The 26267-nt window shown below is 65.0% G+C and carries 31 protein-coding genes; 8 read left to right on the top strand and 23 right to left on the bottom strand.

Annotation, left to right across the window (positions count from 1 at the left end; translation table 11 throughout):
* Positions 1-117: 117 nt before the first annotated feature.
* The 9 genes from B9N72_RS10670 to B9N72_RS10630 form a co-directional block, all read right to left on the bottom strand.
* The gene (locus B9N72_RS10670) at positions 118-1386 is read right to left on the bottom strand and encodes a flagellar assembly protein T N-terminal domain-containing protein (protein ID WP_085276380.1); all 1269 of its coding nucleotides are present in this window, start codon (positions 1384-1386) and stop codon (positions 118-120) included.
* The gene (locus B9N72_RS10665) at positions 1386-2018 is read right to left on the bottom strand and encodes an LPP20 family lipoprotein (protein ID WP_085276379.1); all 633 of its coding nucleotides are present in this window, start codon (positions 2016-2018) and stop codon (positions 1386-1388) included. Before B9N72_RS10665 ends, B9N72_RS10670 begins: the two co-directional genes overlap by 1 nt.
* A 105-nt stretch (positions 2019-2123) precedes the next feature.
* Positions 2124-3038, bottom strand: a complete 915-nt coding sequence (locus tag B9N72_RS10660) for a GlxA family transcriptional regulator (RefSeq protein WP_085276378.1) — start codon at positions 3036-3038, stop codon at positions 2124-2126.
* Positions 3031-3936 (bottom strand): EamA family transporter, encoded by a 906-nt coding sequence (locus tag B9N72_RS10655; RefSeq protein WP_085276377.1) that lies wholly within the window; start codon positions 3934-3936, stop codon positions 3031-3033. Before B9N72_RS10655 ends, B9N72_RS10660 begins: the two co-directional genes overlap by 8 nt.
* Positions 3937-3955: 19 nt before the next feature.
* Positions 3956-4231, bottom strand: coding sequence for a hypothetical protein (locus B9N72_RS10650; RefSeq protein WP_234985949.1), 276 nt, complete (start codon positions 4229-4231; stop codon positions 3956-3958).
* A gap of 84 nt (positions 4232-4315) precedes the next feature.
* Complete coding sequence (locus tag B9N72_RS10645; protein ID WP_234985948.1) at positions 4316-4612, bottom strand: hypothetical protein; 297 nt, start codon at positions 4610-4612, stop codon at positions 4316-4318.
* Positions 4613-4627: 15 nt separating this feature from the next.
* Positions 4628-4936 (bottom strand): DUF1272 domain-containing protein, encoded by a 309-nt coding sequence (locus B9N72_RS10640; RefSeq protein ID WP_085276376.1) that lies wholly within the window; start codon positions 4934-4936, stop codon positions 4628-4630.
* Positions 4937-4965: 29 nt separating this feature from the next.
* Positions 4966-5517, bottom strand: coding sequence for an isochorismatase family protein (locus tag B9N72_RS10635; protein ID WP_085276375.1), 552 nt, complete (start codon positions 5515-5517; stop codon positions 4966-4968).
* 99 nt (positions 5518-5616) lie between these two features.
* The gene (locus B9N72_RS10630) at positions 5617-6231 is read right to left on the bottom strand and encodes a LysE family translocator (RefSeq protein ID WP_085276374.1); all 615 of its coding nucleotides are present in this window, start codon (positions 6229-6231) and stop codon (positions 5617-5619) included.
* 164 nt (positions 6232-6395) lie between these two features.
* On the opposite strand from B9N72_RS10630, the gene B9N72_RS10625 reads away from it, so the two are divergent.
* On the top strand, positions 6396-7841 hold the full coding sequence (locus B9N72_RS10625; RefSeq protein WP_085276373.1) for an aminotransferase-like domain-containing protein: 1446 nt from the start codon (positions 6396-6398) through the stop codon (positions 7839-7841).
* A 58-nt stretch (positions 7842-7899) separates the two neighbouring features.
* Here the strand turns inward: B9N72_RS10625 and B9N72_RS10620 are convergent, their stop codons facing one another.
* The 3 genes from B9N72_RS10620 to B9N72_RS10610 all read right to left on the bottom strand — a co-directional run bounded on the left by B9N72_RS10620 (position 7900) and on the right by B9N72_RS10610 (position 10417).
* A complete protein-coding gene (locus B9N72_RS10620) occupies positions 7900-8253 on the bottom strand; it encodes a hypothetical protein (protein ID WP_085276372.1) in 354 nt (117 codons plus the stop codon).
* Between the two features lie 285 nt (positions 8254-8538).
* A complete protein-coding gene (locus tag B9N72_RS10615; RefSeq protein WP_085276371.1) occupies positions 8539-9000 on the bottom strand; it encodes a cupin domain-containing protein in 462 nt (153 codons plus the stop codon).
* A gap of 256 nt (positions 9001-9256) precedes the next feature.
* Positions 9257-10417: a benzoate/H(+) symporter BenE family transporter gene (locus B9N72_RS10610; RefSeq protein ID WP_085276370.1), complete on the bottom strand. Its 1161-nt coding sequence runs from the start codon at positions 10415-10417 to the stop codon at positions 9257-9259.
* Between the two features lie 165 nt (positions 10418-10582).
* On the opposite strand from B9N72_RS10610, the gene B9N72_RS10605 reads away from it, so the two are divergent.
* On the top strand, positions 10583-10981 hold the full coding sequence (locus B9N72_RS10605) for a DUF4399 domain-containing protein (RefSeq protein ID WP_085276369.1): 399 nt from the start codon (positions 10583-10585) through the stop codon (positions 10979-10981).
* Between the two features lie 98 nt (positions 10982-11079).
* On the opposite strand, the gene B9N72_RS10600 is transcribed toward B9N72_RS10605, so the two are convergent.
* The 5 genes from B9N72_RS10600 to B9N72_RS21590 form a co-directional block, all read right to left on the bottom strand.
* Positions 11080-11568 carry a group I truncated hemoglobin gene (locus B9N72_RS10600; protein WP_085276368.1) on the bottom strand — a complete coding sequence of 163 codons (489 nt, stop codon included), beginning with the start codon at positions 11566-11568 and terminating at the stop codon, positions 11080-11082.
* A gap of 104 nt (positions 11569-11672) precedes the next feature.
* Positions 11673-12230 carry a YIP1 family protein gene (locus tag B9N72_RS10595; RefSeq protein WP_234985947.1) on the bottom strand — a complete coding sequence of 186 codons (558 nt, stop codon included), beginning with the start codon at positions 12228-12230 and terminating at the stop codon, positions 11673-11675.
* A gap of 104 nt (positions 12231-12334) precedes the next feature.
* Complete coding sequence (bfr, locus tag B9N72_RS10590) at positions 12335-12799, bottom strand: bacterioferritin (protein ID WP_085276367.1); 465 nt, start codon at positions 12797-12799, stop codon at positions 12335-12337.
* Positions 12800-13005: 206 nt separating this feature from the next.
* Positions 13006-13611, bottom strand: a complete 606-nt coding sequence (locus B9N72_RS10585) for a hypothetical protein (RefSeq protein WP_143477807.1) — start codon at positions 13609-13611, stop codon at positions 13006-13008.
* Positions 13612-13860: 249 nt separating this feature from the next.
* A complete protein-coding gene (locus B9N72_RS21590; RefSeq protein WP_268808246.1) occupies positions 13861-13989 on the bottom strand; it encodes a hypothetical protein in 129 nt (42 codons plus the stop codon).
* Positions 13990-14084: 95 nt separating this feature from the next.
* On the opposite strand from B9N72_RS21590, the gene B9N72_RS10580 reads away from it, so the two are divergent.
* On the top strand, positions 14085-14816 hold the full coding sequence (locus B9N72_RS10580) for a GDSL-type esterase/lipase family protein (protein WP_159453039.1): 732 nt from the start codon (positions 14085-14087) through the stop codon (positions 14814-14816).
* 35 nt (positions 14817-14851) lie between these two features.
* Here the strand turns inward: B9N72_RS10580 and B9N72_RS10575 are convergent, their stop codons facing one another.
* The 4 genes from B9N72_RS10575 to B9N72_RS10560 all read right to left on the bottom strand — a co-directional run bounded on the left by B9N72_RS10575 (position 14852) and on the right by B9N72_RS10560 (position 19669).
* A complete protein-coding gene (locus tag B9N72_RS10575; RefSeq protein ID WP_085276364.1) occupies positions 14852-15961 on the bottom strand; it encodes a family 10 glycosylhydrolase in 1110 nt (369 codons plus the stop codon).
* 183 nt (positions 15962-16144) lie between these two features.
* Positions 16145-17047 (bottom strand): hypothetical protein, encoded by a 903-nt coding sequence (locus B9N72_RS10570; RefSeq protein ID WP_085276363.1) that lies wholly within the window; start codon positions 17045-17047, stop codon positions 16145-16147.
* A gap of 353 nt (positions 17048-17400) precedes the next feature.
* On the bottom strand, positions 17401-18786 hold the full coding sequence (gltX, locus tag B9N72_RS10565; protein WP_200810951.1) for a glutamate--tRNA ligase: 1386 nt from the start codon (positions 18784-18786) through the stop codon (positions 17401-17403).
* A 253-nt stretch (positions 18787-19039) separates the two neighbouring features.
* Positions 19040-19669 carry a LysE family translocator gene (locus B9N72_RS10560; protein ID WP_085276361.1) on the bottom strand — a complete coding sequence of 210 codons (630 nt, stop codon included), beginning with the start codon at positions 19667-19669 and terminating at the stop codon, positions 19040-19042.
* A 169-nt stretch (positions 19670-19838) separates the two neighbouring features.
* Here B9N72_RS10560 and B9N72_RS10555 point away from each other — a divergent pair, with 169 nt between their 5' ends.
* On the top strand, positions 19839-21272 hold the full coding sequence (locus B9N72_RS10555; RefSeq protein ID WP_085276360.1) for an aminotransferase-like domain-containing protein: 1434 nt from the start codon (positions 19839-19841) through the stop codon (positions 21270-21272).
* Between the two features lie 51 nt (positions 21273-21323).
* On the opposite strand, the gene B9N72_RS10550 is transcribed toward B9N72_RS10555, so the two are convergent.
* The gene (locus B9N72_RS10550; RefSeq protein ID WP_234985946.1) at positions 21324-22202 is read right to left on the bottom strand and encodes a L,D-transpeptidase; all 879 of its coding nucleotides are present in this window, start codon (positions 22200-22202) and stop codon (positions 21324-21326) included.
* Positions 22203-22368: 166 nt separating this feature from the next.
* On the opposite strand from B9N72_RS10550, the gene rlmD reads away from it, so the two are divergent.
* The 4 genes from rlmD to B9N72_RS10530 all read left to right on the top strand — a co-directional run bounded on the left by rlmD (position 22369) and on the right by B9N72_RS10530 (position 25707).
* On the top strand, positions 22369-23922 hold the full coding sequence (gene rlmD / locus B9N72_RS10545) for a 23S rRNA (uracil(1939)-C(5))-methyltransferase RlmD (RefSeq protein ID WP_085276358.1): 1554 nt from the start codon (positions 22369-22371) through the stop codon (positions 23920-23922).
* A 183-nt stretch (positions 23923-24105) separates the two neighbouring features.
* Positions 24106-24795 (top strand): YecA/YgfB family protein, encoded by a 690-nt coding sequence (locus B9N72_RS10540; RefSeq protein WP_085276357.1) that lies wholly within the window; start codon positions 24106-24108, stop codon positions 24793-24795.
* An 88-nt stretch (positions 24796-24883) separates the two neighbouring features.
* Positions 24884-25357 carry an NUDIX domain-containing protein gene (locus B9N72_RS10535; RefSeq protein ID WP_085276356.1) on the top strand — a complete coding sequence of 158 codons (474 nt, stop codon included), beginning with the start codon at positions 24884-24886 and terminating at the stop codon, positions 25355-25357.
* Entirely contained in the window at positions 25354-25707 is a 354-nt protein-coding gene (locus B9N72_RS10530; protein ID WP_085276355.1) for a thioredoxin domain-containing protein, read from the top strand. Before B9N72_RS10535 ends, B9N72_RS10530 begins: the two co-directional genes overlap by 4 nt.
* Here the strand turns inward: B9N72_RS10530 and B9N72_RS10525 are convergent.
* Positions 25668-26267: a hypothetical protein gene (locus tag B9N72_RS10525; protein ID WP_085276354.1), complete on the bottom strand. Its 600-nt coding sequence runs from the start codon at positions 26265-26267 to the stop codon at positions 25668-25670. The two genes, B9N72_RS10530 and B9N72_RS10525, sit on opposite strands and share 40 nt — an antisense overlap.

Below are 26267 nucleotides of genomic sequence, written 5' to 3'. Positions count from 1 at the left end.
GGCCAGGGGCGGGGAAACGGGAAAGGAAAGTGCTGGGGAGGGCACCCCGCACGAGGTGGGCGGAGACGGTGTCACCCACCTGGTACGCGGGCGACGGGGCAACTCGGCGGAATGAGACTAGCGTGGCGGCAGGAAGCGCAGGTAATCGCCCTCTTCCACCGCGAGGCGGGCGTTTTGCACGATGCCGATCGACAGACCCGGCTGCACCTGGGTCAGCACCACGGTACCGGACAACGCTTCGGCGATGCCCAGCTCGCCGGTCGAGCCGGCGCTGCGCAACGGACTGGCCGGCTGCGGCTTGTAGAGCAGCAGGCGATCGCCGACGGCGAGGCCGGCCAGGCCGCCGGCGTTGAGGTAGACGCGCTTGCCGGCGTCGACCCGGGCCACGCGCGCCGTGAACGGGATGCAGGCGACGGTGTCGGCGGTCTGCTGTACTGCCCGTTCCAGCAGCGTGTCCACCGCGCGCCCGTAGTCGCTGTGCCAGAACGCGGTGGAACCGAACGGGCGCGGCGCCGGCGGCGCCACCTGGCCGATGCCGCTGGTGCTGAGGTGGTGATTGGCGAGCAGGCCGCCGGTGAGGGCATCGTAGACCCAGACTTCGACGTCGAACTGGCGGACCGTGGGACGGTAGCGCACCGCGCCGCCCAGCAGGCCGGAAAACGGGCCGTTGTAGAACACGCCTTGTTCGCCGCCGTGATCGCCGTCGAACAGCGAGGCGCGCACCCCCTTGGCGGCGACCGCGGTATCCAGCACACGCCCGGCGATCACGAATTGCGCGCCCTCGCGGCGCCCGATCTCGCGCACGGTATCGGCGCCGGCCTGTGGCTCGGCCAGACGCGGGTCGGCCAGCACCGAGACCTGGCCCGCGGCGCTGGCGAGGAACGGCCCGCCCACCGGCAGGCGGCGCGCCAGTTCGACCGGCAGCTGGGTGGCCAGCTCCGGCATATCCGAGGCGTCGGCGGGGTGCTCGACGTTGAAATAGGTGGCCACCACGCGCCGCTTGAGCTCCCTCCCGCCGGGCGGGGCGCAGCGCTGGGGAGCGGCGCGCATGGCGTCGGTGTCGACCTCCACCTCGACGTAGTAGAGATCGTCACGCTGATATTCGCGCAGCACCGTCACCTTTCCCGACAGCGGTGCGGCGGTGAGCCGGGTGCTGTCGCCAAGCTGGCCGTTGTCGGCGTATTCGGTCGACTGCACACTGGCGCCCTGCGTCAAGGCGGCCTGGCGCACGGCGTCCTGGATGGCCAGTTCGCGCGCCGCCGGCACGCCGTTGTCGAGCGTGGCCATGCCGGTGCCCAGCAGCTTGGCCGCACCGGCAGGCGCCAGCGGCAAAACAAATGCCGCCACGAGGGCGGCAAGGCGGCAGGTGCGACGCAGCGACTTCATCACTGCGCTACATAAAAGTTGCTGTCGTAACGGCTGGCGCCGCAGTTGCCGTCGGTACAGGCGACGCCGTCCACGGCACTCTGTTGCGCCGCCTTCATCACGCTGCCGCTGCGGTCCAGCGCCTTCTTGTATTCGCGGTAGAAGTCGTTGTCGAGCACGATCTCGGCCACCGCCTCGGTGGTGCCGTCCGGCGCCATGGTGTTGGAGAGCACCTTGACGCCGCGCAGGTAGGCATCGACGTAGGTGCGGAAGGCGTCGTTGGTGGCCAGCATGTTGGAGACCGAGCTGTTGCCGACCAGCTTCATGCCCTGCACTTCTTCGGCGACGGCGCGGAAGGCGTCGAGCTTGGCGGCGCGCAGCCCCAGCAGCTTGCGTTGCGACGGGCTCAGGGTGTTGCCGAGCGGCGCGGCGCCGACGCCGGTGACGCGGATGGTGACCGGCTGGTAGGGATTCACTTCCTTCACCACGACCTTGGGTGCTTCCGGCTCGATGCCGGCTCCGACGTAGCCGGCTCCGCTGATCGGATCACTGCCACTGGCCGTCGACGCCGTCGTCTGGCGCGGGGCGGCGCAGGCACTCAGGGCGAGGGCCAGGGTCAACACGGAGAGGCGGAGCAGCGAGGCAGGTTTCATGGCAATTACCGAAGATTATTTTGACCGGATGGTATGAATCAACGTCATGAAGCGTCAACCGGTTTATCGGCGCTCCGGCAAAAAACTTGAGCCGGCAGTGCGGTTTTACGCCCCGTGCCGCTCGGCCCGCCCCAGCTGGCGCGCTGACGAGAAACCAGCCGACAGCGCCGCCTTCTCGCGCGACAGCCCGGCGGCGAGCCATTGCCGCGCCCGCGCCAGCCGGATTTGCTGCTGATAGTCGTGCACCGACACCCCGGCGTGCTGACGGAACAGCCGCGCCAGGTGGCGTGGGCTGACGTGCACCGCTTCGGCCAACGTTTCCACGCTCCAGGCCTGCTCCGGTTCGCCGGCGATCAGGTCCTGCGCGCGGTGCACCGCCGGGTGCAGGTGGTTGCGGTGGCTGAGCCAGGGCGACAGCTCCGGGTCCTGCGGCGAGCGGCGGAAGTACACCACCATGTGGCGCGCCACGTCGCGTGCCAGCGCCGGGCTGGCGAGACGGGCGATCAGATGCAGCGCAAGGTCGATGCCGGCGGTCACGCCGGCGCTGCTGAACACCGCACCGTCCTCGACGAACACGCGGTTCTCGCGCACCTTGGCGCTCGCGTCGAACTGGCGCAGGTGCTCGAGGTGCACATGGTGGGTGGTGCAGTCGCGCCCGGCGAGCAGGCCGGCACGCGCTGCCAGCAGGGCGCCGGAGCACACCGTGGCCAGCAGGTGGCGGCTGGGGTCGACATGAGTGGCGAGCCAGCGCGCGAGCTGGCGCGCCGCGTCGCTGTCGTACGCCTCGGCCGAACCGGTCACACCGGGGATCACCAGCAGCGTGCCGTCGGCCAGCGTGTCGGGCAGTGGCTCGAGGCCGCCCAACGGCAGGCCGAGCGACGAGGTGACGCTGTCGCCGACGCCGAGGTAACGCAAGGCGAACTCGGCGCCGAACTGGTTGGCGATGCGGAACGCCTCGGCCGGGCCGGCCAGGTCGAGCAGCAGGAAGCCCGGCGTCAGCACGAAACAGACTTCACGCACCGGCGGCCTCCCGCTGGCGCCAGTAGTCCCGCAGGCGCTCGCCCAGCACGTTGATCACCAGTCCGGCCAACAGCAGCAGGCTGCCCACCGCCTGCCCGGCGCTCAAGCGCTCGCCCAGCAGCAGGCTGGCGGCGATCAGCCCCACCACCGGCACCAGCAACGAGAACGGCGCCACCTTGTTGGCGGCGTGGCGCGCCAGCAACCGGCTCCACAGCCCGTAGCCGAACAGCGTGGCGACGAAGGCGAGATAGGCCACTGCCAGCAAGGACGGCAGCGAGAAATGACCGAGCGCGGCGGCGATGCGCTCGCCGCCTTCCAGCCAGAATGACAGCATCAGGAACGGCACCGGCGGCACCAAGCTCGACCACACCACCAGGCCGAGCGGCTCGACGCGGTAGCCGGCGCGGCCGATCAGCCGCACCACCACGTTGGAGGCGGCCCAGCTCAACGCCGCCGCCACGGTCAGGGCGAAGCCGATCAGCGTCATGTTGCCGCCTTTGCCCACGCCGATCAGCGCCAGCCCGGCCAGCGCGCACAACAGGCCGACCAGCTGCGCCGCCTTCCAGCGCTCGCCCAGCACCAGCGAGGCCAACAGCAGCGTGAAGAAGGCCTGCGCCTGCAGCACCACCGAGGCGAGGCCGGCCGGCATGCCGAGCTTGATGGCGGAGAACAGCAGGCCGAATTGGCCGACGCCGACGGTCAGCGCGTAGGCCGCCAGCCAGCGCCACGGCACCGCCGGGCGGCGCACCAGCAGCACCGCCGGCAACGCCGCCAGCGTGAAGCGCAGCGCGCCCAGGAGCAGCGGCGGCACGTCGGCCACGCCCCATTTGATCACCACGAAATTGACGCCCCACACCAGCACGATGGCCAGCGCCTGGGCAATGTCGGTCAGCGGCATGTCGCCTCCAGTCGATTGATCACAGGGTATCGGCGAGATACCCGTCCATGTCCGGTGCGTCGGTCAACAGGTGGCGCACGCAGGCTTCGCGCTCGTGCCAGATCACCTGCAGATCCCACACGCAGAACGACTCGCTGCGCGCCGCACGCCAGCCGTTCTCGTCGCGCACCCAGACCCGCACCAGGCACTCGTTGTCGTTATCCCAATAGACTAAGAGTCTACCCCAGTAGGCGAGCGAGCCAAGGCAGGTTGAGTGCCGCCGGAGCACAGGAACCGGAATGTACATAGAGTACATGAGGATTCCTGATCGCTGAGCGAATCCCTGCGTGCCAATCTTTGATTGGCTCAGCGATGGATTCGCACGCAGTACCGCCGGCGCTCAAGCTGCGAAGGCGCAGCCGCCTAATGGGAGGGGTTCTAACACCAGATAGTCCATGCCGCGCCCGGCGTGGCGGATCAGGGCGCCGGCGCCGGGACGCTGCGCCGTCAACGCCGGCGGCGGCAACCCGGCCAGTGCGCCCTCCACCCCGGCGGCGAAGCGGGCCTCGTCGAACGGCAGGGCATCGTAGGCGATGTCGTACAGTTTGAGACGCCAGCCATCCGGTGCCGCCAGCACACCGCGCGCAGCCAACGGACGGGGCTGATACGGGGTTGGCCGAAACACGTTCTGCTCCATGATTCCACCCTCCCTTCAACGCCGCTCGGGCGGCAGCGCACCGAGCGACGCGACGAATTCCGCGTGCGCCGCCACATCGACCGGGCGGTAGACCACGCGCTGACTCGACGGATAGTTGCCGAGAGAGTTGCCACCGTGCCAGTCGCGCGCCGGACGGATCGGCCGGGGCGCGAAGCCGCCGCCGCAGTTGGGACAGACGTTACCCAGCACCTCGTCGACGCAGCGGGCGCAGAAGGTGCATTCGAAGCTGCAGATGCGCGCCTCGGGCGAGTCGGGCGGCAGCGCGGTATTGCAGTGTTCACAACTCGGTCTGAGTTCCAGCATGGTGTTGGTTCCGTATCGGGAGATCAGACTTACATCGCCGCCAGCGCGTCGTCGACGCTGGCGATGCGAGCGAAGCGGCCGGCGAGCACCAACTCGGTCTTGTCGCGGATCTCGGCGGCGCTACAGGTACGGCCGCTGACCGGGTGCGTCATGGCGAAGGTCAGGGTGGCGTCGGTGACGAAATCCACCTGGTAGCCGAGATCGGACGCCACACGGGTGGTGGTTTCGCAGCACTGCTCGGTGCGGATGCCGCTGATCGCCAACCGGGTGATGCCACGCTCGTCCAGCCACTCCTTCAGGCCGGAGCCGATGATGGCGTTGTGCACGTGTTTGACGAAGGAGGCGGCGGGTGTGTGGGTCAGCCAGTCGAGCGGCGTGACCAGCCCGGAGGCGGCGGAGAACGGGCCGTCGCCGTCTTCGTGCAGGATATTGACCACCGGCACGCCGCGCGCCTCGGCGCCGGCGATCAGCGCCTGCAGATTATGGCGGAACACCGGCAGTTCGGCGTCGTTCCAATACGGACGGTGCAGGAAGGATTGCTGGACATCGATCACCAGCAGGGCGGTCTTCGGCTTGCTCATGGGGTTGGGCTCCTGTAGGAAACAGCCCTCAGCATAACCATCGCCCGGCCTTGCCACGAGGCCGCCGGCGGACAACACCCTGCCAAAAACGGACATCGTTCACAGCAGACCGGCGTGGCGGATTTCGTCGCCCAGCAGCCACAACGCGGTGCCGGCCATCAGCACGGCCATGACGGTGTTGAACTGCCGGCGCGCCCGGTCCTCCGCCAGCCATTGGCGTAACCGGTCGCCGGTCCAGGCCCACACGCTGACACAGGGAAAATTGATCGCCATGCAGGTCACCGCCAGCACCAGTGCCGCGATCACCCGGTCGGTCGCCCCCGCCGGCATGAACAGAATGGCGGTGTTGACCACCATCACCCAGGCCTTGGGATTGAGCCACTGGAACAGCGCGGCGCCGAAGAAACCCAGCGGCCGGGCCTTGGCGCGCGCTTCGGGATGGCCGGCGCGGGCGATCTTCCATGACAGCCACAGCAGGTAGAGGCAACCGGCCAAGGCCAGCGGCAGGCGCGCCGACTCGACCCATCCCAGCACCATCGCCAGTAAGGAGGCGATGACAAAAAGCTGGAAGCCGTTGCCGATACTGATACCGAGCAGGTGCGGCACGGTGCGGCGAAAGCCGAAATTGACGCCGGAGGCGGCCAGCATCAGGTTGTTGGGGCCGGGGGTGATCGACATCACGGCGAAATAGGTCAGCAAGGGCAGTTCGAGCATGGCGGCGCTCCTTCATGAGTGGTTCTGTCCACCATGCTAACCAGCGCCCACAAGCTGATACAGTGGCAATAAATATAAATTGTCATGGTGACAGTCTCCACTTCCACCCGGCTGTCACCTTCGTCTATCATGGCCGCTGTCACCGTCCACGATCCTGCCCCGCCATGGAAACGCTCGCTTCGGCCAACCTCACCCTGTACCAGCAACTGGCGGAAGACCTGTCGCTGGCGATCAGCCGCGGCACGCTGCCGCCCGGCTCGCGCCTGCCGTCGGTGCGGCGCACCGCCGAGAGCCGCCGCCTCAGCCTCAATACCGTGGTGGCGGCCTACCGCGTGCTGGAAGACCGCGGCCTGATCGAGGCGCGGCCGCAGTCCGGTTACTACGTGCGCTCGCGCCTGCCGCTGCCGGCACGCCGCACCGCGCAGGCCGCCGGTCCGGCGCGCGGCACCGACGGCGCGGTGCTGGACCTGATCGGCGCCTCGCTCAAGGCGCAGCAGACCCCCGGCTACATCGACATGGCGCTGGCCTGCCCGCACGGCGGCGAGTTCTACCCCGGCGCCAAGCTGGCACGGCTGATGGGCCAGCTGTTGCGCAAGAACCCCGGCCTGGTCAGCACCTACGCGCTGCCGCCCGGCTCGGAACGGCTGCGCACCCAGATCGCCCGGCGCGGGCTGGAACTGGGCATGGCGCTACAGCCGGATGACATCATCCTCACCCACGGCTGCATGGAGGCGCTGCAATTGGCACTGCGCGCCATCACGCGCCACGGCGACACCGTCGGCATCGAATCCCCCACCTACTTCAACCTGCTGCCGCTATTCGCCAGCCTCGGGTTGAAGGCGGTAGAGATTCCCACCGATCCGCAGCAGGGACTGTCGCTGGACGCGCTGGAGCTGTTGCTGGCCGAAGGCCGCCTCAACGCCGTGATCGCCATGCCCAACGTGCACAATCCGCTGGGCTCGACCATGCCGCTGGAGAACAAGAAACGGCTGGCGGCGCTGGCGAACCAGTACCGCGTGCCGCTGATCGAGGACGCGCTGTACGCCGAGTTGCAGTTCGCCGACTCGCTGCAGCCGGCAGTCAAGGCCTTCGACCGTGACGGCTGGGTGATCGTCTGCGCCAGTTACACCAAGACGCTGGCGCCGGACTTCCGCGTCGGCTGGATGGAAGGGGGGCGCTTCACCGAGGCGATCCGCAAGCTGAAGTTCGCCACCTCGATCGCCGAACCGCTGGTGCTGAGCGAGACGCTGGGGCTGTTCCTGGAATCGGGCGGCTACGACCACCACCTGCGTGCGCTCAAGCGCCGCTACGCCGTGCACGTCGACAAGGTGCGCGCGCTGATCGCCGACCACTTCCCCGCCGGCACCCGCGCCACACGGCCCTCCGGCGGCTTCCTGCTGTGGGTGGAATTGCCCGAGCCGTGCGACACGGTGGCGCTGTTCCACGCCGCCATCGCCGAGCGCATCAGCATCTCGCCCGGCCCGCTGTACTCGCCCAGCGGGCGCTACCGCAACGCGCTGCGCCTGTCGTGCTGCCAGCCGCTGGACGAGCGCTTCCTGGCGGCGCTGGTGCGGGTGGGAGAGCTGGCGACGGCGCAGATCGGCGGCTAGCCGGAGCGACGCCAGCCCCAAGCCACGGCATCGGGCCGGACAGGTCGTTGGGTGAGGATCAGGACGACGGGATGAGGCCGGTCCACAAGGCCATGCGTCCGTGGACCAAGTCGCCGGTCAGCGCGCGCGCCACTCCGGAACCATCCAGGTGCAGCATGGCGCGGGTCATGTGAGTGACCCAGTCGTCGCTGGCCTGCAGCGCATCAAGCTTGGCCTGCTCGCCGCGGATCAAGATGAAGCCATTCAGATCGCCGCCATGCGGCTCGAGGAATACCGGTTCGAAGCCGTCGATGCTGCCACGCAACTGCAAGGCGGCAAGGTACTGCACGAACTCCTGGAAATGCTCGGCACTGAGCCGCTCGCGCCCCGGCAGCGAACGGTTCCAGCCAAAGAAAATGGCGTTGGAACTCATGATCCTACACTCCTTGTACGTTCTTTCGGATGCCCGGCAAGCGGGCGGCAGACGACGCACGAAAGAGGAACCCTATCCGCGTCAGGACTGATGGCGCTCGTGCGCCCTGAAAATATAGCAAAGGGGACGGCCTCCCCGGCCCGACAGCGCCGAGGTTTTCGTTACAAGGCCTTGATCATTTCCCAATGCGGAATCGTCACCTCGATGAAACGCTCACCCACCTTTCGGTAGCCGAGCCGCTCATAATGAGGGGAGCCCCCTCGGCTCGGCCTCACGGTACTGCCCCTACTGCTTCTCGCCCGCCGGAGCGACCTGCGTGGTGCCGGACGGGCCCATGCCGACCACGTAAATCACGACCTCGCCAGTCTTGGCCCAGGTGAAATGCGCCTGTTTCGCCGGTTCGGTCCAGAAGCTGCCGGCGGGGAGCGCCTTCAGGCGCCCTTCGTCGAACTGCTCGCCGTAACCGATGTACATGGTGCCCGAGATCACCGTCACCACCCGTTCGTCTGGATGCCAATGGGGCAGGTTCTTGAAGTTGGCGGGAATCCTGGCAAGGTAGGCGTACACGCCGGGTTTCTTGTCGTCGCCAGCCAGGTAGGCGCGCGCGACACCGTTCGGCATGACCACCCATTTCAGCTCGTCGGGCGTCAGGCGGCTCGCTTCCAGCGGCTCGGAGTACGCCCCCGTGGCGGTCAACAGCAGGGTCAGTACAGTGGCGCCGAAAAGGCGGTGGAGGGTTGTTGTCATGTTGTTCTCCCGAAGCTGGCCAGGAGGGACTCCCCGGGACAAGACGTGGCCGGGGACGCCACTGGACCGTGCCGCTCCTCGGCACCCTGCGGCAGGGCTCGTCGCCGTGGCAGGCGATACACGCCGGACCCTCGAACTATAGCAAAGCCGCTCTGCCCTGCCGTTCGCCCCCCTCCGAAAGCGGCTTGCCAGCCAACTTCAGCACACCGGGCCCCCAGCGATCGACCCAGCCACGGCCCGGAGGGCTGGCGATCGACTAGCCGCGCCGGGCGTTGAGTACCACCAGCGCCAGCGTACCGCCCACCAAGCCCCAGAACGCCGAGCCGACGCCGAACAGCGTCACCCCGGAGGCGGTGATCAGGAAGGTGATCAGCGCCGGTTCGCGTTCGGCGTCGTCCCTCATCGCCGTGGTCAGACCGCCGGCGATGGTGCCGAACAGCGCCAGCCCGGCGATGGCCAGCACCAGTTCCTTGGGAAAGGCCGCGAATAGCGCCCCGACGGTGGCACCGAACACGCCGAGCAGCAAGTAGATGCCGCCGGCCGCCACGCTGGCGAGGTAGCGCCGTGCCGGGTCTTCGTGCGCCTCGCGGCTCATGCACAAGGCGGCGGTGATCGCCGCCAAATTGACGGCAAAGCAGCCGAATGGCGCCAGCAGCAGGTTGACCAGACCGGTACTGGTCATCAGCGCCGAGATCGGCGGACGGTAGCCGGCCGAGTGCAGCACCGCCACGCCCGGCACGTTCTGCGAGGCCATGGTCACCACGAACAGCGGCAGCCCCACGCCGAGCAGCACGCCCGGCGAGAACACCGGCGTGGTCCACAGCGGCGTCGCCAGCGCCAAGGCCACGCCGTCCAGATGCAGGCCGCCCTGCCCCGCCGCGATCAGCCCGCCCAGCAACAGCACCAGCACCACGGCGTAGCGCGGCAACAGGCGCTTGAGCATCAGATAGGCGATGAACATCGGCAACACCAGCGCCAAGTTGGCCTGCATGGCGCCGAACACGTTCATGCCGAACTTCACCAGGATGCCCGCCAGCATCGCCGCCGCCATCGGCAGCGGAATGCGGCTGATGGCACGCTCGAACAGGCCGGTGACGCCGGACAGTGTGATCAGCCCGGCGGAAAAAACAAAGGCGCCGATCGCCTCCGGCAGGCTCACCCCGGACAGGCTGGTGATCAACAGCGCCGCGCCCGGCGTCGACCACGCCGTCACCACCGGCACCTTGTAGCGCAGCGACAGGCCGATGCAGGTCAGCCCCATCGCCAGCCCCAGCGCCATCAGCCAGGAGCTGATTTCGGCGGGGTTGGCGCCGGCACTGCGGGCCGCCTCGAACACGATGGCGGCGGAACTGGTATACCCCACCAGCACGGTCACGAAACCGGCGGTGAGCGCGGGGAGGTCTTGGCGGGTCAGCATGGAGGCATCAGAAAAAGGGAAAACGCCCAGCCTGCCGTGCCAGCGTCATGTTGTCCAGCCCGGTCAGGCGGTCCGGACGGCTAGCCGCCAGAACAACTAACGTTGCCTCAGCCTGCATCCTGGCATACAACGAAACGTTACCCACCCTCAGTAACGGACCCCACCATGAAGAAAATCCTGTTGGCCCTGGGCTTGAGCCTGTCCTTCGCCGCCGCCACGACGCTGGCGGCAGAGCGCGTCTACTTTGCCGAACCGGCCGATGGCGCGGCCGTCAAGAGCCCGTTCAAGGTACGTTTCGGCGTGGAAGGCATGGCGATTGCCCCCGCGGGCGACATGAAACCGGGCACCGGCCATCACCACCTGATCATCGACGGCAGCCCCGTTCCCCTGAACGAAGTGGTCCCCACCGACGACAGCCACCGCCATTTCGGCAAGGGACAGACCGAAACCGACCTGACGCTGCCGCCTGGCGAGCACACCCTGACGCTGCAGTTCGCCAACGGCGCGCATCAATCGTTCGGCCCGGCGATGAGCAGCAGCATCAAGGTGATGGTCAAGCCTTAGGCTAAGAGCCACGCCCAGCAACGGGGAGGCCGGTATGCGCCGGGCGATTCCTTGTTGGAATCTTGCTGGCGCCTACCTCCAGTCCTGTCGGGCAGAAATCATTTCCTGGCGACGATATCTCCTTTTGTCTTGCCGACGATATCGAACAGCTCCTTCTGCTCGGCCTCCGGGACCTTGAATTTGTTCAGAGTTCTCTTGAACTCCATGGCCATGACGTCCCACTCCTGCTCGCTGATGTTCAGATGGGCGTGGGACTCCTTCATCGTCTTGCCGGTGTATTTGCACGGTCCACCGCTTACCTCGCAAACCAGTTGCGAAACCTGGAACTTGAGATAGGGTGCAGGGGAACTCTTGCGGCCCGCGCTAATGGCCGGATTCTTGTTCAGCGTCCGGTTACGCACGAGTCGGTCGATAAAGTCATCGACCACCACCGTAATACCTTTCAGCCCCCCCAGCCGGTCGTAGAGGGAGGTTTGGGACGGTTGGGGCGACTGTTGGGGTGGTTGCTGTGCCGATGCAGCCGGCACAACCGAGACACTCAGCGTCAACGCCACTGCCAGCAAGGCCATCCGCGACATGTTCTTCATTGTTCACTCCTTCGCTGATCGCTGATTTTCGAGCCAACGCGTCACTCCGCCGCCGTGGCACAAGCCCCGCTATTTGATCTGGCCGAACTCATGCCAGCATCACTTCAAAGAAGCAACGGCACCACCAGAATCGCCACCACCAGCGCCCAGATCAGCGCTCCGAACGAAAAGATGGTGTAGGCACGCGATACTGTGGTCAGCGACTCGTCATGCTGGAACCAGCCGTCCAGGCCGTGATAGATCAGCCCGCCGGAGGCCAGCAGGCCCAGCAGCGCGACCACCACGTTGAGCGCCGGCGACGGCACGAACAGCGACAGCGACGACAGCCAGATGGGGATCGGCGCATACGCCGCGAGACGGAAGCCGTCGCGGTATTCGAGCGGATGGTCCCGGCTTTCCACCGACTGGATCAGCCAGCCCATGGCAAACACACAGCCCCATTCCACCAGCAGGAACACCAGCGAAATCCCTACCCAGTCCATCAACGTGGTATCCGGGGCGTACACCGTACGGTGCCACGTGGCGGCGTAGAGAATCATCGCCACCGGCAGCAGCGACAGCGGCAGCACCACCTTGAAAAAAGTGGCCATCACGGAAGGGTGTTGCTTGGCCAACTCCGGCCAGCCCTCATGCGACGACCAGATCATTTTGGGAGCATTCATCAGGTTCACGGCCATTCCCTCCGAGTGACAAGAAACTGCGCGCATTGCTTTAAAGCTAATGCAGCGGGTCACAAATTCAAGGTCGGCGCCAGGAATACCACTCCCTAGGTCTGCGACTGCAGATAGTTGGGCAGGCCCATCAGCTTGATCAGCCCCAGCTGCTGCTCCAGCCAATGAGCATGATCCTCCTCGGTATCGTCCAGCTGGGCCTCCAGCAACTCGCGGCTGACGTAGTCGCCCTCCTGTTCGCACACGGCAATCGCCGCGCGCAACAAGGCCACCGTGTCGTACTCCAACTTGAGGTCGTTGGCCAGCATGCTCTCGACGTCCTTGCCGATGTTGAGCTTGCCGGGGCTCATGGCCGGGGTGCCTTCGAGAAACAGGATGCGGTTGATCAGCCCGGCCGCGTGCCCGGTCTCCTCTTCCATTTCGTGGTTCAGCCGCTCGAACAGCTTGCCGAACCCCCAGTCGTGGTACATGCGCGAGTGAATGAAATACTGGTCGCGCGCCGTGAGTTCACCGGCCAGCTGCTTGTTGAGCGCCGCGATGACGGCCTTGTTGCCTTTCATGTTTCGGTCTCCTGGAGGAAAGGAACGTCCCGGAATGCGCGCGGCGGGCGGCAAGCATCGATTCCCACCCAGCCTTGATCTACCCACTGTAGTCAGGGAGTGTGGGGATTGCCAGAGAAGGCCACTATATCGGCCGGCGGCATAGCCCCCGACGGGCCGCTCAAGTCTGAACGGACATCGCTCAGATCGGCATCCCGCCCACCGGCTTAGTCGATGGACAAGCCATCCAGAAACGATTGGCAGTCAGTCTGGTATTTGTAGAAGAGTGACTGCCCGGTCCAACACATGACTTGGATATTCCCGCGTCCATCGCCGTAGTAGTAGCTCGCCACGACAAAGTCGATTCCATCGCGATTCGCGAGGAAGCGCATGGACCCGACCTCTTTCCCCTTCGATGACTTGGTTTCGTCGACCAACACCTTCACATCCGTCGCTCCATTTTTCGCGTTGGAAATGATCAGGCTTCGCATCACTTCTTTGGACACCGGAATCTCATCTGATATCACTACGGCATAGAGCGGCAGGGTTCGGTGTTTGAAAGCACGCTTGTTCGAGCCTTCACTGCTGTTGGCTGGGGCCAGCCCCCATTTCTCAGTGTCGAAACTGACCGAGAAGGCTTTGACCGCTGGGCGGTAAGGACTATCACTGATCTGCAGCCGAGAGGCGCTGGCCTTGTAATCGAAGCGCCACCTCCCATCGCTGCCCAGGATGACTCTCCTGCCATCCTCCGTGATCGCCTTCATGTCCTCTGCCACCACGGGCAACGACAGCAACGCCAGCGTCAGCCACAACCCCGTTAGAAGTGCCTTCATAAAAATCGCCTTAGTATGGTCGGTCAATCCCGCTATTCAAGCGGCGCCCTAGTGCGCTTCGCTTCTACGCCGCTACCCGCGACGCGCCTTGCACGACATGGCCCACCAGCTTATGCCAATACGATAAATCATTGGGCATTATCTGCGCCCAAAGCCCCCCCCCGCCCTCCTCACGGAGCGACGGGGGTTTTGCTTGGCATCATCACTCCGGCCAACCTAGGCCGAAGACACCGCGCCTCAGGCCCGCACTCAGCCCATGCGGCACAGCACCTCGTTTTTGCCGATCAGCACCAGCACGTGGCAAAGATACGGCACGATCTTTAAAACCATCTCCGCCCGGCATGAATTCAAGCCTAATGGCGTCTCGATTGACATCATCGGCCTTTGCTGCGGAGGACTTGGCCATTCCATTGCTTGTTGCGACTGGTGCTCTGGCCGGGTGCTATACCGGTAATCATCCAGAGAGGTTTGCCATGCGCCTCATCATCGTCTTGCTGTTCCTTCTGACAGACGCCGTGTGGGCCTTGGCTGCGCCGGATGAGCATCCGTGGGAACCCCATCCCCGCACTGCCGACGAACCGGGAAACTCGGCGCAGGAGTGGCTGGCTCAGCATGAATCCCTCCTCAAACTGCCCCGCGAGGGTCACCTAGACATGGTGCTGCTCGGCGACTCCATCACCGAAGGATGGGATTCTGCGCCGGAAGTCTGGAACGACTACTTCGCGGGCCGCACCGTAGCCAACTTAGGCATCAGCGGCGATACCACACAGAATCTGTTGTGGCGCATCACGGAAGGGGGCGAGTTGCGCGGCCTGTCGCCAAAGGCCGTGGTGTTGCTGGTCGGAACCAACAATCTCGACCTACGCAACGACTCGGCCGAGGATATCGCGCTCGGTATCGGGGCGATTGTACGGGTGCTGCACCAGAGCCTGCCGGACAGCAAAGTGCTTATACTCGGGATATTCCCGCGTGGAGCGACACATGACGCTGTGTTACGACAGCGTATCATTCAAGCAAATCATGCCATCGCCCGCTTGGCCGATGGCAACGCCATCCATTTTCTGGACATCGGCACCAGGTTTGTCAGCGAGAATGGCGACCTCCCCGCCGAGGTCATGCCAGATGCCGTGCATCTTTCGCCGAAAGGCTATGCAATTTGGGCCGATGCCATGCAACCGGTGCTCAAAGCATTAATTCAACCGTAACGGTGAGGTGCAACACACGGCAGCGTTGCTTCCCCTCACCGGCCCTGCATCCCCTTGAGTTTCTTTATAAGTTCGTCGCTCCACTTGCCGTGAGCGAAGAACGCCAGGCTGTCTATGTCGGCATGGTGACGGCGCATGCCGGCGTAGATTTCGCGATATTCCTCAGCACTCCAATGAACATCGAAGGTCGGAACGATGGTCTTGTCCACGGCTTTGCGTCGGGTTTGCGCCAAAATGCCTCTGTCGTCATATACCCAGCCCGGCTTAAACTCCCAATCGCGGAAATACGCCATCGGGGACACGAAATCGAGGTAGTCCTTGAACTTGGCCACGTCTTGCCCGACTTCGCTGAATTCCGGCGGCAGAATGTAGACGCCCAGGGAGATGCCCGGCTTGATCTGCTTGATGTCGTCGCGCACCGCTTTGACGTAGTCACCGATTTGATCGGTCCGCCACTCGCCCCACTGCTTGCGCTTGTCGTTGTCGGTTTTCAAATCGATCGCTATGGGATCAACGCCAAACTTCTCTTGGTAAGCCCACCGCGTCAGATCACTCATATCCATATTGAAATCGTCAAATCGCAACCAATCGAGGACGATACCGTCTATATCGTAACGACTGACGATCTCTCTGATAATCGATCGCTGGTAAGCTTGCACGTCTGGATGCAGCGGATTGACGAAATACTCCATTCTGCCGACCCCTTGGAACGGCACGATGTCACCATTCACTAACGACCTCATCTGCCAGACGCCATTTCTCTCGACGGCGGCCCTGTCGTGGAACTGCGGAATCCATGCCCGCACTTGGATATGGCGCTTGTGAGCCTCGTCGATAACGTCTTGCAAGACGTCCAACCCGTGATAGCCGGCCGCTTTGGGGGCGATTTTGCTGTCGTAGAATACGTAGCCGGATGAGATGGTGGCTCCATCTTCATCGTTCTTGACGTTCAGATTGACGACAGTCACCTTGCTGCTGGCGGCCACCTGCAAGAAATGGACGATGTCGTCATGGGAGTGGAAGTTTTCTGCCGTTCTGACGATAACTTCTGTCGCATACGGCTTTTGGGTAGCGCATGCCGTCAGCCCGGACAGCACCGCCATCAGCAGCAGCGAACGCAGCAATCCATCCGCGATGTCTTTCATCTTTGAGATCCCCCTTGCCTTATTTCACTGGAAACAATGCACAGCAGATCGATCTTCAAACGGATAAGTACTTACCGGTTCATGCTAGGTGCCGTCACCGCACCGCACCATGGCTGAACGCATCATGAGGATGCCACGCAAGCGCCGCGGGACAACTTTACTAACGACCCCGAAGGATGCCCCTCAGTGCTGCTCATGACTCTCAAAGCGGTGATCGCAACTCGGGCAGTTGGTCGCTGCCTCGATGGTCCAGTAGACGTGGGTCAGCGTTCTGGAGCCATCGCGGTTGAAACGTTCGTAAACGGAGCTGCGCCCGTTGGCGGATTGACGCATTAGCGTCCCCCAGCTATGCGGGTCATCGGTGATGTCGACGTCGGCCGCGGACGGGGCTGTGGCGGTCGAGGCGGCGACGGTGGTCGTGCTGTCAACATGCGCGTAAATGATATTCAGCTCATCGAAATCATGCGCATTTGGCCGGGTGCTCAGGGTACTGCCGGCGTTGGTGCCGGTGTTCGAGAAATAGTCCATGCAGGTATTTTGTGAACTGCCATCGGTCGATTGGTGGTCGAGGCCGAAGGTATGCGCCACTTCCTGACACATGACGTGCTGTCTCTCGTTGGGATTGTTGTAGGTCGTGCGGCTGAAGTAGGTATCGTTCATTTTGGCGGTACCCTGCGTGATATGGGTACCGCCGGTTATGTTGATCGACGCCAACCCGAGCCAGCCATTGTTGCCATACGTGCCGTTGCAAACCTGGGTGGTGCCCTTGACCATGGAGCAATTCCGTTTCGACTGACCGGTCACGATGGTGGTCATTAGCGGTGTCGAAGCCACCTTGAACGACTCATCGGGGCTGTTCCAGTCGGTGGACGCCAGAGAGAGGTGCATCGTCCAGTCGGCAGTAGTCAGGTTATTGCCCAGCTTCAGGGTGAATGGTTCTTTGTACCCATCGGAATTCACCGGGGTAGTGCTTGCCCAATGGTAGCCACCCCATGAATGCGTCGCCTGACTTGTCCCCGAGAACGCGGCTAATGCCAGCCCGACCAGCAGTGGCATCCGTAAACATTTATACGCCGTGATGAACATGGTGGCTTCCTTATACTTGTGACATTGGCAAGAATGGGGCGCTCGCGGCGCAGGCTATAAGCAACCTCGCCCTCTGACGGGAAAACCTGGCTCTCGCACCTCTGCCTTCGGTTCTCCTTATCCCGTAGTTATAGCGATTGGCACAGCCAAAGAAACCAAAACAAGACGTCGAAATAACACGCCGTCTTGCCTGCCATCCCTCCCTGCGGCGGGAGCAAAACGGGCATTCTGGCCGCAACGCGGATGACACCTGAACAATACAAAACCCCCGCCCTCCTTCTCGGAGCGACGGGGGTTGTTCTGTCCGCCTTTCGGCCACTCTCAGCCGAAGACACAGCGGCTCAGGCCGGCACTCAGCCCATGCGGCGCAGCACCTCGTCCTTGCCGATCAGCGCCAGCACGGCGTCGACCGACGGGGTTTGGGTGGTGCCGCACACCAGCACGCGCAGCGGCATGCCGAGCTGGCCCATCTTGATGCCTTCGGCGGCGCAGAACGGCTTGAACAAGTGGTGGATCGCCTCGGCGTTCCACTCCGGCAACGCGGCGAGTTGCTCCGCGAAGCGCGCCATGCGCTCCTTGCTGTCATCGGCCAGGTGTTTTTCGACGTCGGCAGCGGCCGGTACGCGCTTCTTGTAGAAGTAATCGCACTCGGCGGCCAGCGCATTAAGGTCCTGCACCCGCTCCTTGACCAGCGCGATGACGTCGCTCAGGCACGGGCCGCTGGACGGGTCGATGCCGGCTTCGGTCAGCGTCGGTGCGATCAGTTGCGCCAGGCGCAGATTATCGGCGGCCTTGATATGCTGGGCGTTGAGCCACAAAAACTTCTCGTTGTTGAAACGGCTGGCCGAGGGGCTGACGTCCTTCAGGTCGAACCATTCGACAAACTGTTCCAGGGAGAAGAACTCGTCGTCGCCATGGCCCCAGCCCAGACGCGCCAGGTAGTTGAGCAGCGCTTCCGGCAGGATGCCCTTGGCGGCGTAGTCGACCACGCTCACCGCGTCGCGGCGCTTCGACATCTTCTGGCCGTCCTCGTTGAGGATCATCGGCAGGTGGCCGTACACCGGCAGCGGCGCGTTAAGCGCTTTCAGGATGTTGATCTGGCGCGGGGTGTTGTTGACGTGATCATCACCACGGATGACGTGGGTGATGTTCATGTCCCAGTCGTCCACCACCACGCAGAAGTTGTAGGTCGGGCTGCCATCCGGGCGGGCGATGATCAGGTCGTCCAGTTCCTCGTTCTGGAACTCGATGCGGCCCTTGACCGCGTCGTCCCACGCCACACTGCCGGTCAGCGGGGTCTTGAAACGCACCACCGGCTGCACACCCTCCGGCGGAGCCGGCAGGGTCTTGCCTTGTTCCGGGCGCCAGCGGCGGTCGTAGCGCGGCTTTTCCCCCTTGGCTTCCTGTTCGGCGCGCAGGGCGTCCAGCTCATCCTTGCTGCAGTAGCAGTAATAGGCATGGCCGTCGGCCAACAGCTGCTGGATCACATCCTTGTAGCGGTCGAAACGCTGGGTCTGGTAGAACGGGCCTTCGTCGTAGTCGAGACCAACCCAGTGCATGCCGTCGAGAATGGCCTTCACCGATTCCGGCGTGGAACGTTCGAGATCGGTGTCTTCGATGCGCAGCACGAAGGTGCCTTGGTTCTTGCGGGCGTAGGCCCAGGAAAACAGCGCGGTGCGCACGCCGCCGATGTGCAGGAAGCCGGTCGGGCTGGGGGCGAAACGGGTACGGATCATGATGGCCAGGGTCTGACGAAAAGACGAAAGCGCTATTGTACGCTGCTCGCAAAAAAGCCCGCAAACGCGGGCTCGATGGCGGGTGCGGCAACTCGGCGCCGCGAAACTCACTCACGGCCGGTAGCGAGTTACCTCAGGAGGCGATGAAACACAAAACCCAGGATGGGCGGAGGCACCCGGTGCCGGCCCCCATCGACGATGGGTTGCGCTACGCTTCACCCGTCCTGTGGTCGCCCCCGACAGGCCGTGAAGCGGCTCACACGAACGGCACCCAGTCGGTCGCCCCCGCCGGCAGCTTGTCCGCCACCAGCCACAGCGCCATCCCGGCCAGCAGGCTCGCCATGATCCAGTTGAACGCCGCCAGCCGGCGCGGCGAGCGCAGGAAGCGCGCCAGCGCCACCCCGCCCCAGGCCCACACCCCGATACACGGCAGCGCCACCATGAAGGCCACCACGGCGAACAGGCTGCCCGCCTGCCACAGCGGCATGCCGGAGGGCAGGAACAGCAGCGCCAGATTGACGCCCATCAGCCAGACGTTGGGATTGAGCCAGTTGAACAGCACCCCGCCGGCAAAACCCATCGGTCGCGCCGCGTCGCCAGCTTCACCGGGTTGGCCGGCACGCGTCATCTGCCACGCCAGCCACAGCAGGTAGCTGCAGCCGGCCAGTGCCAGCCACAGCTGCAGGTCGGCCATCAGTTCCTTGATATGGCCCAGCGCCACCGCCAGGATGGCGATCTGGCAGGCCAGCCCCAGCGCCATGCCGAGCAGTGCCGGCAGGGTGCGGCTGAAGCCGAAGCGGACACCGGACGAAGCCAGCACCAGGTTGTTGGGACCGGGGGTGATGGTCATCACCATCAGGTAAAGCGTCAGCGGGACGAAGTTCATGCGGGTTCCAGCAAAAAACAAGGTTTTTCGATGGAGACATGGTAGCGAGCCCGCCATTACAATAACAGATTCAAAAAAATCGCATTGCAACCATAACAGTTTGGAAAATCCCAAACTGTTATGGTTGAGTCAGCCGCCAACTGTACCGCTTGACGTCAACGGAGCCCCCATGAACCACGAGCCGCTCTACCAGCAACTGGTCAACGAATGGATCACGCTGATCCAGAACGGCGTGATGCGCCCGGGCGAGCGCCTGCCCTCGGTACGCCAGGCCTGCGCCATGCACAAGGTCAGCCCGTCCACCATCCTCGCCGCCTACCGCGCGCTGGAAGACCGCGGCGTGATCGAGGCGCGGCCGCAGTCGGGCTTCTACGTCAAGTCTTCGGCCAACCTGCCGCTGCCGCGCATGCGCCGCCAGAGCACGGCGCTGCCGACCAGCGACGACGTACTCGACCACATCGAGGCCTTCATGGCGGCACAGACCGGCGAAGACTTCATCGATCTGTCGCTGGCGAGCCCGCGCGGCAGCGACTTCTACCCCTCCGGCCGCGTCAAGCAGATCCTCAACCAGTTGATCCGCCAGCAGCCCGAACTCGCCACCGACTACCCCTTCCCGCCCGGTTCGGCACGCCTGCGGCGCCAGATCGCCCAGCGCGTGGTGAGTTGGGGCTGCGTGCTGGCGGCGGAAGACCTCGTCATCACCAACGGCTGCTCCGAGGCGCTGTCGCTGGCGCTACGCGCAGTGTGCAAGCCGGGCGACACCGTCGGTCTCGAGTCGCCCACCTACTTCGCGCTGGTGCCGCTGCTCAAGAGCCTGGGCTTGTCGGCCATCGAGATTCCCACCCACCCCACCACCGGGCTGTCGCTCGACGCGCTGGAGCTGTTGCTGTCGGAACAGCGCCTCAACGCCATCGTCGCCATGCCCACGGTGCACAACCCGCTGGGCTGCAGCATGCCGCTGGAGGCCAAGAAGCGCCTGGCACAGCTCGTCAACCAGTACCGTGTGCCGCTGATCGAGGATACCCCGCACGCCGAGCTGTTCTACGGCCAGGCGGTGCCGGACGCGGTCAAGGCCTACGACCGCGACGGCTGGGTGCTGCTGTGCTCAAGCTACAGCAAGACGTTGGTGCCGGGCTTTCGCATCGGCTGGATCGCACCGGGGCGCTACCTGAAGGAAGTCACGCGGCTCAAGGTGGCCAGCACCCTGGGCCAGCCGCGGCTGCTGGAAGAGACGGTGGCGGAATACCTGGAGAGCGGCGGCTACGACCACCACCTGCGCAGCCTGCGCCGCCACTTCATGAGCCAGATGGAACGGCTGCGCGGCATGGTGGCCAGCCACTTCCCGGCCGGCACGCGCGCCACCTCGCCCTCGGGCGGCTGCCTGTTGTGGGTGGAACTGCCCTCCGCCACCGACACCCAGCAGCTGTTCCGCGCCGCGCTGGCCGAGCGCATCACCGTGGCGCCGGGCACCATCTACTCGGCCAAGGGGCGCTACCGCCACTGCCTGCGGCTCTCCTGCTGCTACCCGTGGAGCGATGCCTTCGAGCGCGCGCTGGTGCGCGTCGGCGAGCTGGCCGGACAGAGCCGCAGCACGACGGCATGAAAAAAGCCGCGCCCCGACGGGCAGCGGCTTGTTGGTGAAGAACGGCGGCACTCACACCTTGGCGGGCTTTTTCGCCGGGCGCGACTCCAGTTTGTTGACCGTCTCCGGCAACGCTTCCGGCGCGGCGGGAGAGGTTTCGGACGGCGCCAGCTCCGGCGCCTTGCCACCGCCGCTCAGCCAGCGCAGCGCCGACAGTTCGCCGCTGATGCGAGCCTTGTCGGCCGACTTGCAGCTCAGGCACACCGGCTTGCCGTTGCGCTCCCTGAGCGCCACGTCCACCCGCTTGCCGTGCACCGCCACCTGACGGCTGGACTGCCACGCCAGCAGCACCTGGGCCAGCTGCTTGAACGACGGATCGTCGTACTTGTACGGATTCTTCAGCGCGGTCAGCCACAGCTCGCCGGCGGCGTCCTCATTCAACAACACGGTCTGGTACGCCACCGTCACCGCCGCACCGGGCGCCACGGTGGAGGCCAACTCGTCGATGTCCTCGTTCTTGAGCCGCACGCAGCCGTGGCTGCGGAAACCCGGCACGCTGGTCGGAACGTTGGTGCCGTGCATGCCGAGCCCCAGCCGTGGGTCGCCGAAGCGCACGAAGGCGTTGCCGAGCGGATTGTCCGGCCCCGGTGGCACCGAGGTCAGCACTGGCTTGCCCTGTTGCTTCATTTCCTCCTGGATCGACTTCGGCACATACCAGATCGGCTTGGGATAAATGCCGGTCACGGCGTAGGTACCGGTCGGGGTCTGGGTCAGCATCTTGCCCACCGCCACCGGGTAGGACTTGAGCAGCGCGCCGTCGCGATACACGAACAGCCGGGTCTGCGGCAGATTGATCACCACGTGCAAGCCGCTGCCGTTGATCAACACATCCGGCGCCGGCACCTGGGCCCGCGCCAACGCCGCGGCCGCCAGCATTGCCGCCGCGACCACCAGCCTAATCCTTGCACCCACCATACCCATTTCGTTCCATCGATATATCCGGTCGCGCCATTTTAGCAGAAACCCTGCCGTACGCCCTGCTTGCAAAAAACCCTGCGCGAGGCGACGTATTTTGCGAAAATTACCGTTTTACCGTTTTGATTTGACACGGAAAACGATGAATCCATCCCAACCAGTCGCCCTGATCGAATCCCTCGACTACGAAGGGCACGGCGTCGCCCATGTAGAGGGCAAGACGATCTTCATCGACGGGGCGCTGCCGTACGAAACCGTCAGCTACAGCTCCTATCGCAAGAAACCCAGTTACGAGAACGCCGACACCTGCGCGGTACTGAAAGAAAGCTTCCTGCGCACCACGCCGCGCTGCCCGCACTTCGGCGTGTGCGGCGGCTGTTCGATGCAGCACGTCGAATTCTCGGCCCAGGTCGCCATCAAGCAGCGCGTGCTGGAAGACAGCCTCAAGCACATCGGCAAAGTCAGCGCCGAACGCATGCTGACGCCGATCGCCGGCCCGGCCTGGGGCTACCGCCACCGTGCCCGCCTCTCGGCGCGCCTGGTCGAGAAGAAAGGCGGCGTGCTGGTCGGCTTCCACGAGAAACGCTCCAGCTACATCGCCGAGATGAGCGAGTGCCACATCCTACCGCCACACATCTCGGCGCTGATCGTGCCCTTGCGCCAGATGATCTTCACGCTGTCGATCCGCGACCGCATGCCGCAGGTCGAAGTGGCCGTCGGCGAGAAGGTCGATATCCTGGTGTTCCGCAATATGGACGCCATCAGCGCCGTCGACGAGGCGATCCTGCACCGCTTCTCCGACACCCACTCGCAGCCGGGCCGCCCGCTGCAGATCTGGCTGCAGCCGAAGGGGCCGGAGACCTGCTACCCGATCTACCCACTCGACGCCCCCAAGCTCACCTACACGCTGCGCGACTTCAGCGTCGAGATGCCCTACTACCCGACCGAGTTCACCCAGGTGAATCCGGAGATCAACAACGTCATGGTGACGCGCGCCTTGAAGCTGCTCGACCCGCAGCCCGGCGAGCGCATCGCCGACATGTTCTGCGGCATCGGCAACTTCACGCTGCCGATCGCCCGCTCCGGCGCCGACGTGCACGGCATGGAAGGCAGCGAGGCGCTGGTCAAGCGCGCCGTCGAGAACGCCCGCCACAACAGCCTCGAGCACAAGGTCAGCTACGAGATGGCCAACCTGTTTGAAGTGACCGAGGAAAGCTTCGCCGCGCTCGGCAAGTTCGACAAGATGCTGGTCGACCCACCGCGTGACGGCGCCGTGCAGCTGCTCAAGGCCCTCACCGACGACACCGCCCCGCAGCGTATCGTGTACGTGTCCTGTAACCCGGCCACGCTGGCGCGCGACGCCGGCATTCTGGTCAACACCAAGGGCTACACGCTGAAGGCGGCCGGCATCATCAATATGTTCCCGCACACCGCCCACGTCGAGTCCGTCGCCTGGTTCGAGAAGACCGGCCCGTGCAAGTCCCGTGCCGAGCTGGACGCCATCGAAGCCGCCGAAGCCGCCGCCCGCGAAGCCGCCAAGGCGGCCAAGAAGGCGCGCGAAGCCGAGGCCGCCCGCAAGAAGGCCGAGGAAGAAGCCGAACGCGCCGCCAAGAAGGAAGCGCGCCACCAGCACTACCTCGCCAACAAGGACTACTACGACGCGCGCAACGCGGCCAAGACCGGCAGCGAGCAGTAAGCCGGTCACGGCAGCCTCCCGACGCAACGACGGGTTGGCTGCCGGCCCCTGGGGCGGGCTGTGCCTGGGACCGTGCCGCGCTCGTGGCGCGCTTTTGCACCGGTCCGGCATTGTTTTGCCGCCGCCCCGCCTCAAACGGCTGTTTTGCCCGATAATAGCCATCCTTTAGCGACGCCGATCACCATGAGCCACAAACCCCTCACCGACCGCGACTACCAAAACCTGGCCACGACCCTGGCCCGCTTTCGCGCCCAGCACTGCATGAGCCTGGAGCAGCTCGACGGCTTTTTCGCCGCCCTGCTGTGCGGGCCGGAACCGATCAAGCCGAGCGAGGTGCTGCCGCTGATCCTGGGCGACGCCTTCGACGACGAGACCGCGTTCAGCTCGCAGAAGGCGCTGGAGCAATTCGTCTCGTTGCTGATGGGCCATTGGCTCGACATCGCCGATACCCTGCACTCGGGACGCGAGTTCCACCCCTGGCTGGAGCCGGACGAGCACGGCGTGGTGCACGGTAACGACTGGGCACAGGGCTTCACCGCCGGCATGGAGCTGATGAACGAGGACTGGGGATTGCTGTTCGAGGATGAAGAGCAGGCTGAGGCGCTGGTGCCGATCATGGCGCTGGCGTTCGAACACCACCCCGATCCGGACATGCGCCCCTACGTGGACAACGCCGACGCCGGGCAGCGCGAGGCCTGGCTCGCCGGCATCTCGCCGGCGGTCGAGGCGATCTACCGCTTCTTTGCCGCCATGCGCAGGCAGATGGAGCAAGAGAGCGCGGCGGCGGAACAGGATGAGACGGCGAAACCCGCCGTCCAGACCCCGCGCCCGGTACGTCCCGGCAAGAAAAGCAAGGGCGGCGGCCGGCGCTAAGCCGGTAGGCAACCGCGCCACCCGGTCCACCCGGGATGGCGACAGGCCGCCGGCGAGCGGCCCGACATAACCCAAAGAATCACGAGAGATGACGATACAGGAAGCAAGAAGACCGGAGCAACGACTGCCAGACACGCTGGCGCGGCGCGCCACGGCGATCATCGAGATGCCGGACGGAGTGCTGGTGGCGGCGACGCGCGGCGGGCGCTACCAGTTGCCGGGGGGCAAGGCCAACCGTGGCGAGTTACGCTCGCAGGCGCTGATCCGCGAGGTGCGCGAAGAAACCGGCCTGCGCATCAACTCGATGCTGTACCTGTTCGACCACATCACCCCACACGCCGCACACAAGGTCTACCTGGCGATCGCCCAGGGCCAGGTCAAGCCGCAGGGCGAAGTCGAGCGCATCGCCCTGGTGACCTCGCCGGACAGCGAGCTCGACCTGATGCACGACGCGCGCGCCATCCTGCGCCGCTACGCCCGCGTGCGCAGCGACACCACCCCCAAGGGCGAGGCCTTGCGCGCCTTTCTCGGGCTGGCGCGCTACATCGCCAAGGTGGAATGAGCAACGCCTCCCTGCCCTGGCTGGAACTCGACGAGTTTCGCTTTCATCATGTCCTGCCCACCCTGCCCGGGGCCACGCTGGTGCTGTTCGGCCAACCCCATTGCGGCGCCTGCCGGGTGTGGCACGCCCGCCTGCCCCGGCTGGTCCCACCCCGCATCCGCCAGCTGTGCTACGTCGACATCGCCGTCAGCAGCGCGCTGGCGCACGAGTTCGAGCTGTTCCATCTGCCCGCGCTCGCCCTATACGACAACGGCGCGTTTCACACCATGGTGAACGCGCCGTTGGAGCGGGAGAAGTTGGCCGAAGCGATTCAGATCGCGTTGGCGTCGCCGCCGTCCGAAGCCCCCTGAGCCGCATCCCCCTGATGCAGCTCGAGCCCCAGTTCGGGCGGTACCTGCACCCAGTCGAGCGACGCCGCCAGCGACAGCGTCGACCCCATCAGCATCATCGCCAGCGGCGAGAACAGCAGCACGCCGACCAGCACGCGCAGCCGCGACACCCCGGACACCGCGGTCAGGGCATGCACCAGGATGGTAATGGTCAACACCGACAACGCGAAGGCGCCGACCAGCGCCGCGTCGTCCGGCAGCCAGCTGGTGAGCGGCTCGAGAATCTGCACACTGTTGGCGGCCACCACCAGCCCGAACAGCGAACCGCTCGGCTTCCACTTGCCCAGGCGCAGCCACAGCCCCATGAACTGGGTGAACAACAGCGTTTCGAGCCAGGTGAACAGCAGGAAGAACGCCACGCGCCCCTCGACGTTGTCACCCAGGCCGTCGGCGCCGGCGCTGGCGATGATACCGAGCGCCGTCAGCAGCAGCGCCGGCTGCCAGAACGCATACTGGTAGTGCTGCAGCGGCCGGACGCGGAAGCGCACCAGGTCCAGGGCATCGTCAAAGAGGATACGCAT

It is taken from the genome of Pseudogulbenkiania subflava DSM 22618 (assembly GCF_900177275.1).
In the GTDB taxonomy this organism is placed as follows: domain Bacteria; phylum Pseudomonadota; class Gammaproteobacteria; order Burkholderiales; family Chromobacteriaceae; genus Pseudogulbenkiania; species Pseudogulbenkiania subflava.
This window is presented reverse-complemented; position numbering and strand designations above follow the sequence as displayed.

Excerpts from the sequence above, each read along its gene's own strand:
- B9N72_RS10540 (WP_085276357.1), top strand. The coding sequence starts at position 24,106 with ATGAGCCACAAACCCCTCACCGACCGCGACTACCAAAACCTGGCCACG.
- B9N72_RS10665 (WP_085276379.1), bottom strand. The coding sequence starts at position 2,018 with ATGAAACCTGCCTCGCTGCTCCGCCTCTCCGTGTTGACCCTGGCCCTC.
- B9N72_RS10650 (WP_234985949.1), bottom strand. The coding sequence starts at position 4,231 with ATGTACTCTATGTACATTCCGGTTCCTGTGCTCCGGCGGCACTCAACC.
- B9N72_RS10580 (WP_159453039.1), top strand. The coding sequence starts at position 14,085 with ATGCGCCTCATCATCGTCTTGCTGTTCCTTCTGACAGACGCCGTGTGG.
- B9N72_RS10625 (WP_085276373.1), top strand. The coding sequence starts at position 6,396 with ATGGAAACGCTCGCTTCGGCCAACCTCACCCTGTACCAGCAACTGGCG.
- B9N72_RS10525 (WP_085276354.1), bottom strand. The coding sequence starts at position 26,267 with ATGCGTATCCTCTTTGACGATGCCCTGGACCTGGTGCGCTTCCGCGTC.
- B9N72_RS10575 (WP_085276364.1), bottom strand. The coding sequence starts at position 15,961 with ATGAAAGACATCGCGGATGGATTGCTGCGTTCGCTGCTGCTGATGGCG.
- B9N72_RS10605 (WP_085276369.1), top strand. The coding sequence starts at position 10,583 with ATGAAGAAAATCCTGTTGGCCCTGGGCTTGAGCCTGTCCTTCGCCGCC.
- B9N72_RS10595 (WP_234985947.1), bottom strand. The coding sequence starts at position 12,230 with ATGAATGCTCCCAAAATGATCTGGTCGTCGCATGAGGGCTGGCCGGAG.
- B9N72_RS21590 (WP_268808246.1), bottom strand. The coding sequence starts at position 13,989 with ATGATGTCAATCGAGACGCCATTAGGCTTGAATTCATGCCGGGCGGAG.
- B9N72_RS10560 (WP_085276361.1), bottom strand. The coding sequence starts at position 19,669 with ATGAACTTCGTCCCGCTGACGCTTTACCTGATGGTGATGACCATCACC.
- rlmD (WP_085276358.1), top strand. The coding sequence starts at position 22,369 with ATGAATCCATCCCAACCAGTCGCCCTGATCGAATCCCTCGACTACGAA.
- B9N72_RS10645 (WP_234985948.1), bottom strand. The coding sequence starts at position 4,612 with ATGGAGCAGAACGTGTTTCGGCCAACCCCGTATCAGCCCCGTCCGTTG.
- B9N72_RS10530 (WP_085276355.1), top strand. The coding sequence starts at position 25,354 with ATGAGCAACGCCTCCCTGCCCTGGCTGGAACTCGACGAGTTTCGCTTT.
- B9N72_RS10535 (WP_085276356.1), top strand. The coding sequence starts at position 24,884 with ATGACGATACAGGAAGCAAGAAGACCGGAGCAACGACTGCCAGACACG.
- B9N72_RS10615 (WP_085276371.1), bottom strand. The coding sequence starts at position 9,000 with ATGACAACAACCCTCCACCGCCTTTTCGGCGCCACTGTACTGACCCTG.
- B9N72_RS10640 (WP_085276376.1), bottom strand. The coding sequence starts at position 4,936 with ATGCTGGAACTCAGACCGAGTTGTGAACACTGCAATACCGCGCTGCCG.
- B9N72_RS10630 (WP_085276374.1), bottom strand. The coding sequence starts at position 6,231 with ATGCTCGAACTGCCCTTGCTGACCTATTTCGCCGTGATGTCGATCACC.
- B9N72_RS10610 (WP_085276370.1), bottom strand. The coding sequence starts at position 10,417 with ATGCTGACCCGCCAAGACCTCCCCGCGCTCACCGCCGGTTTCGTGACC.
- B9N72_RS10620 (WP_085276372.1), bottom strand. The coding sequence starts at position 8,253 with ATGAGTTCCAACGCCATTTTCTTTGGCTGGAACCGTTCGCTGCCGGGG.
- B9N72_RS10655 (WP_085276377.1), bottom strand. The coding sequence starts at position 3,936 with ATGCCGCTGACCGACATTGCCCAGGCGCTGGCCATCGTGCTGGTGTGG.
- B9N72_RS10600 (WP_085276368.1), bottom strand. The coding sequence starts at position 11,568 with ATGAAGAACATGTCGCGGATGGCCTTGCTGGCAGTGGCGTTGACGCTG.
- B9N72_RS10555 (WP_085276360.1), top strand. The coding sequence starts at position 19,839 with ATGAACCACGAGCCGCTCTACCAGCAACTGGTCAACGAATGGATCACG.
- B9N72_RS10635 (WP_085276375.1), bottom strand. The coding sequence starts at position 5,517 with ATGAGCAAGCCGAAGACCGCCCTGCTGGTGATCGATGTCCAGCAATCC.
- B9N72_RS10570 (WP_085276363.1), bottom strand. The coding sequence starts at position 17,047 with ATGTTCATCACGGCGTATAAATGTTTACGGATGCCACTGCTGGTCGGG.
- bfr (WP_085276367.1), bottom strand. The coding sequence starts at position 12,799 with ATGAAAGGCAACAAGGCCGTCATCGCGGCGCTCAACAAGCAGCTGGCC.
- B9N72_RS10670 (WP_085276380.1), bottom strand. The coding sequence starts at position 1,386 with ATGAAGTCGCTGCGTCGCACCTGCCGCCTTGCCGCCCTCGTGGCGGCA.
- B9N72_RS10585 (WP_143477807.1), bottom strand. The coding sequence starts at position 13,611 with ATGAAGGCACTTCTAACGGGGTTGTGGCTGACGCTGGCGTTGCTGTCG.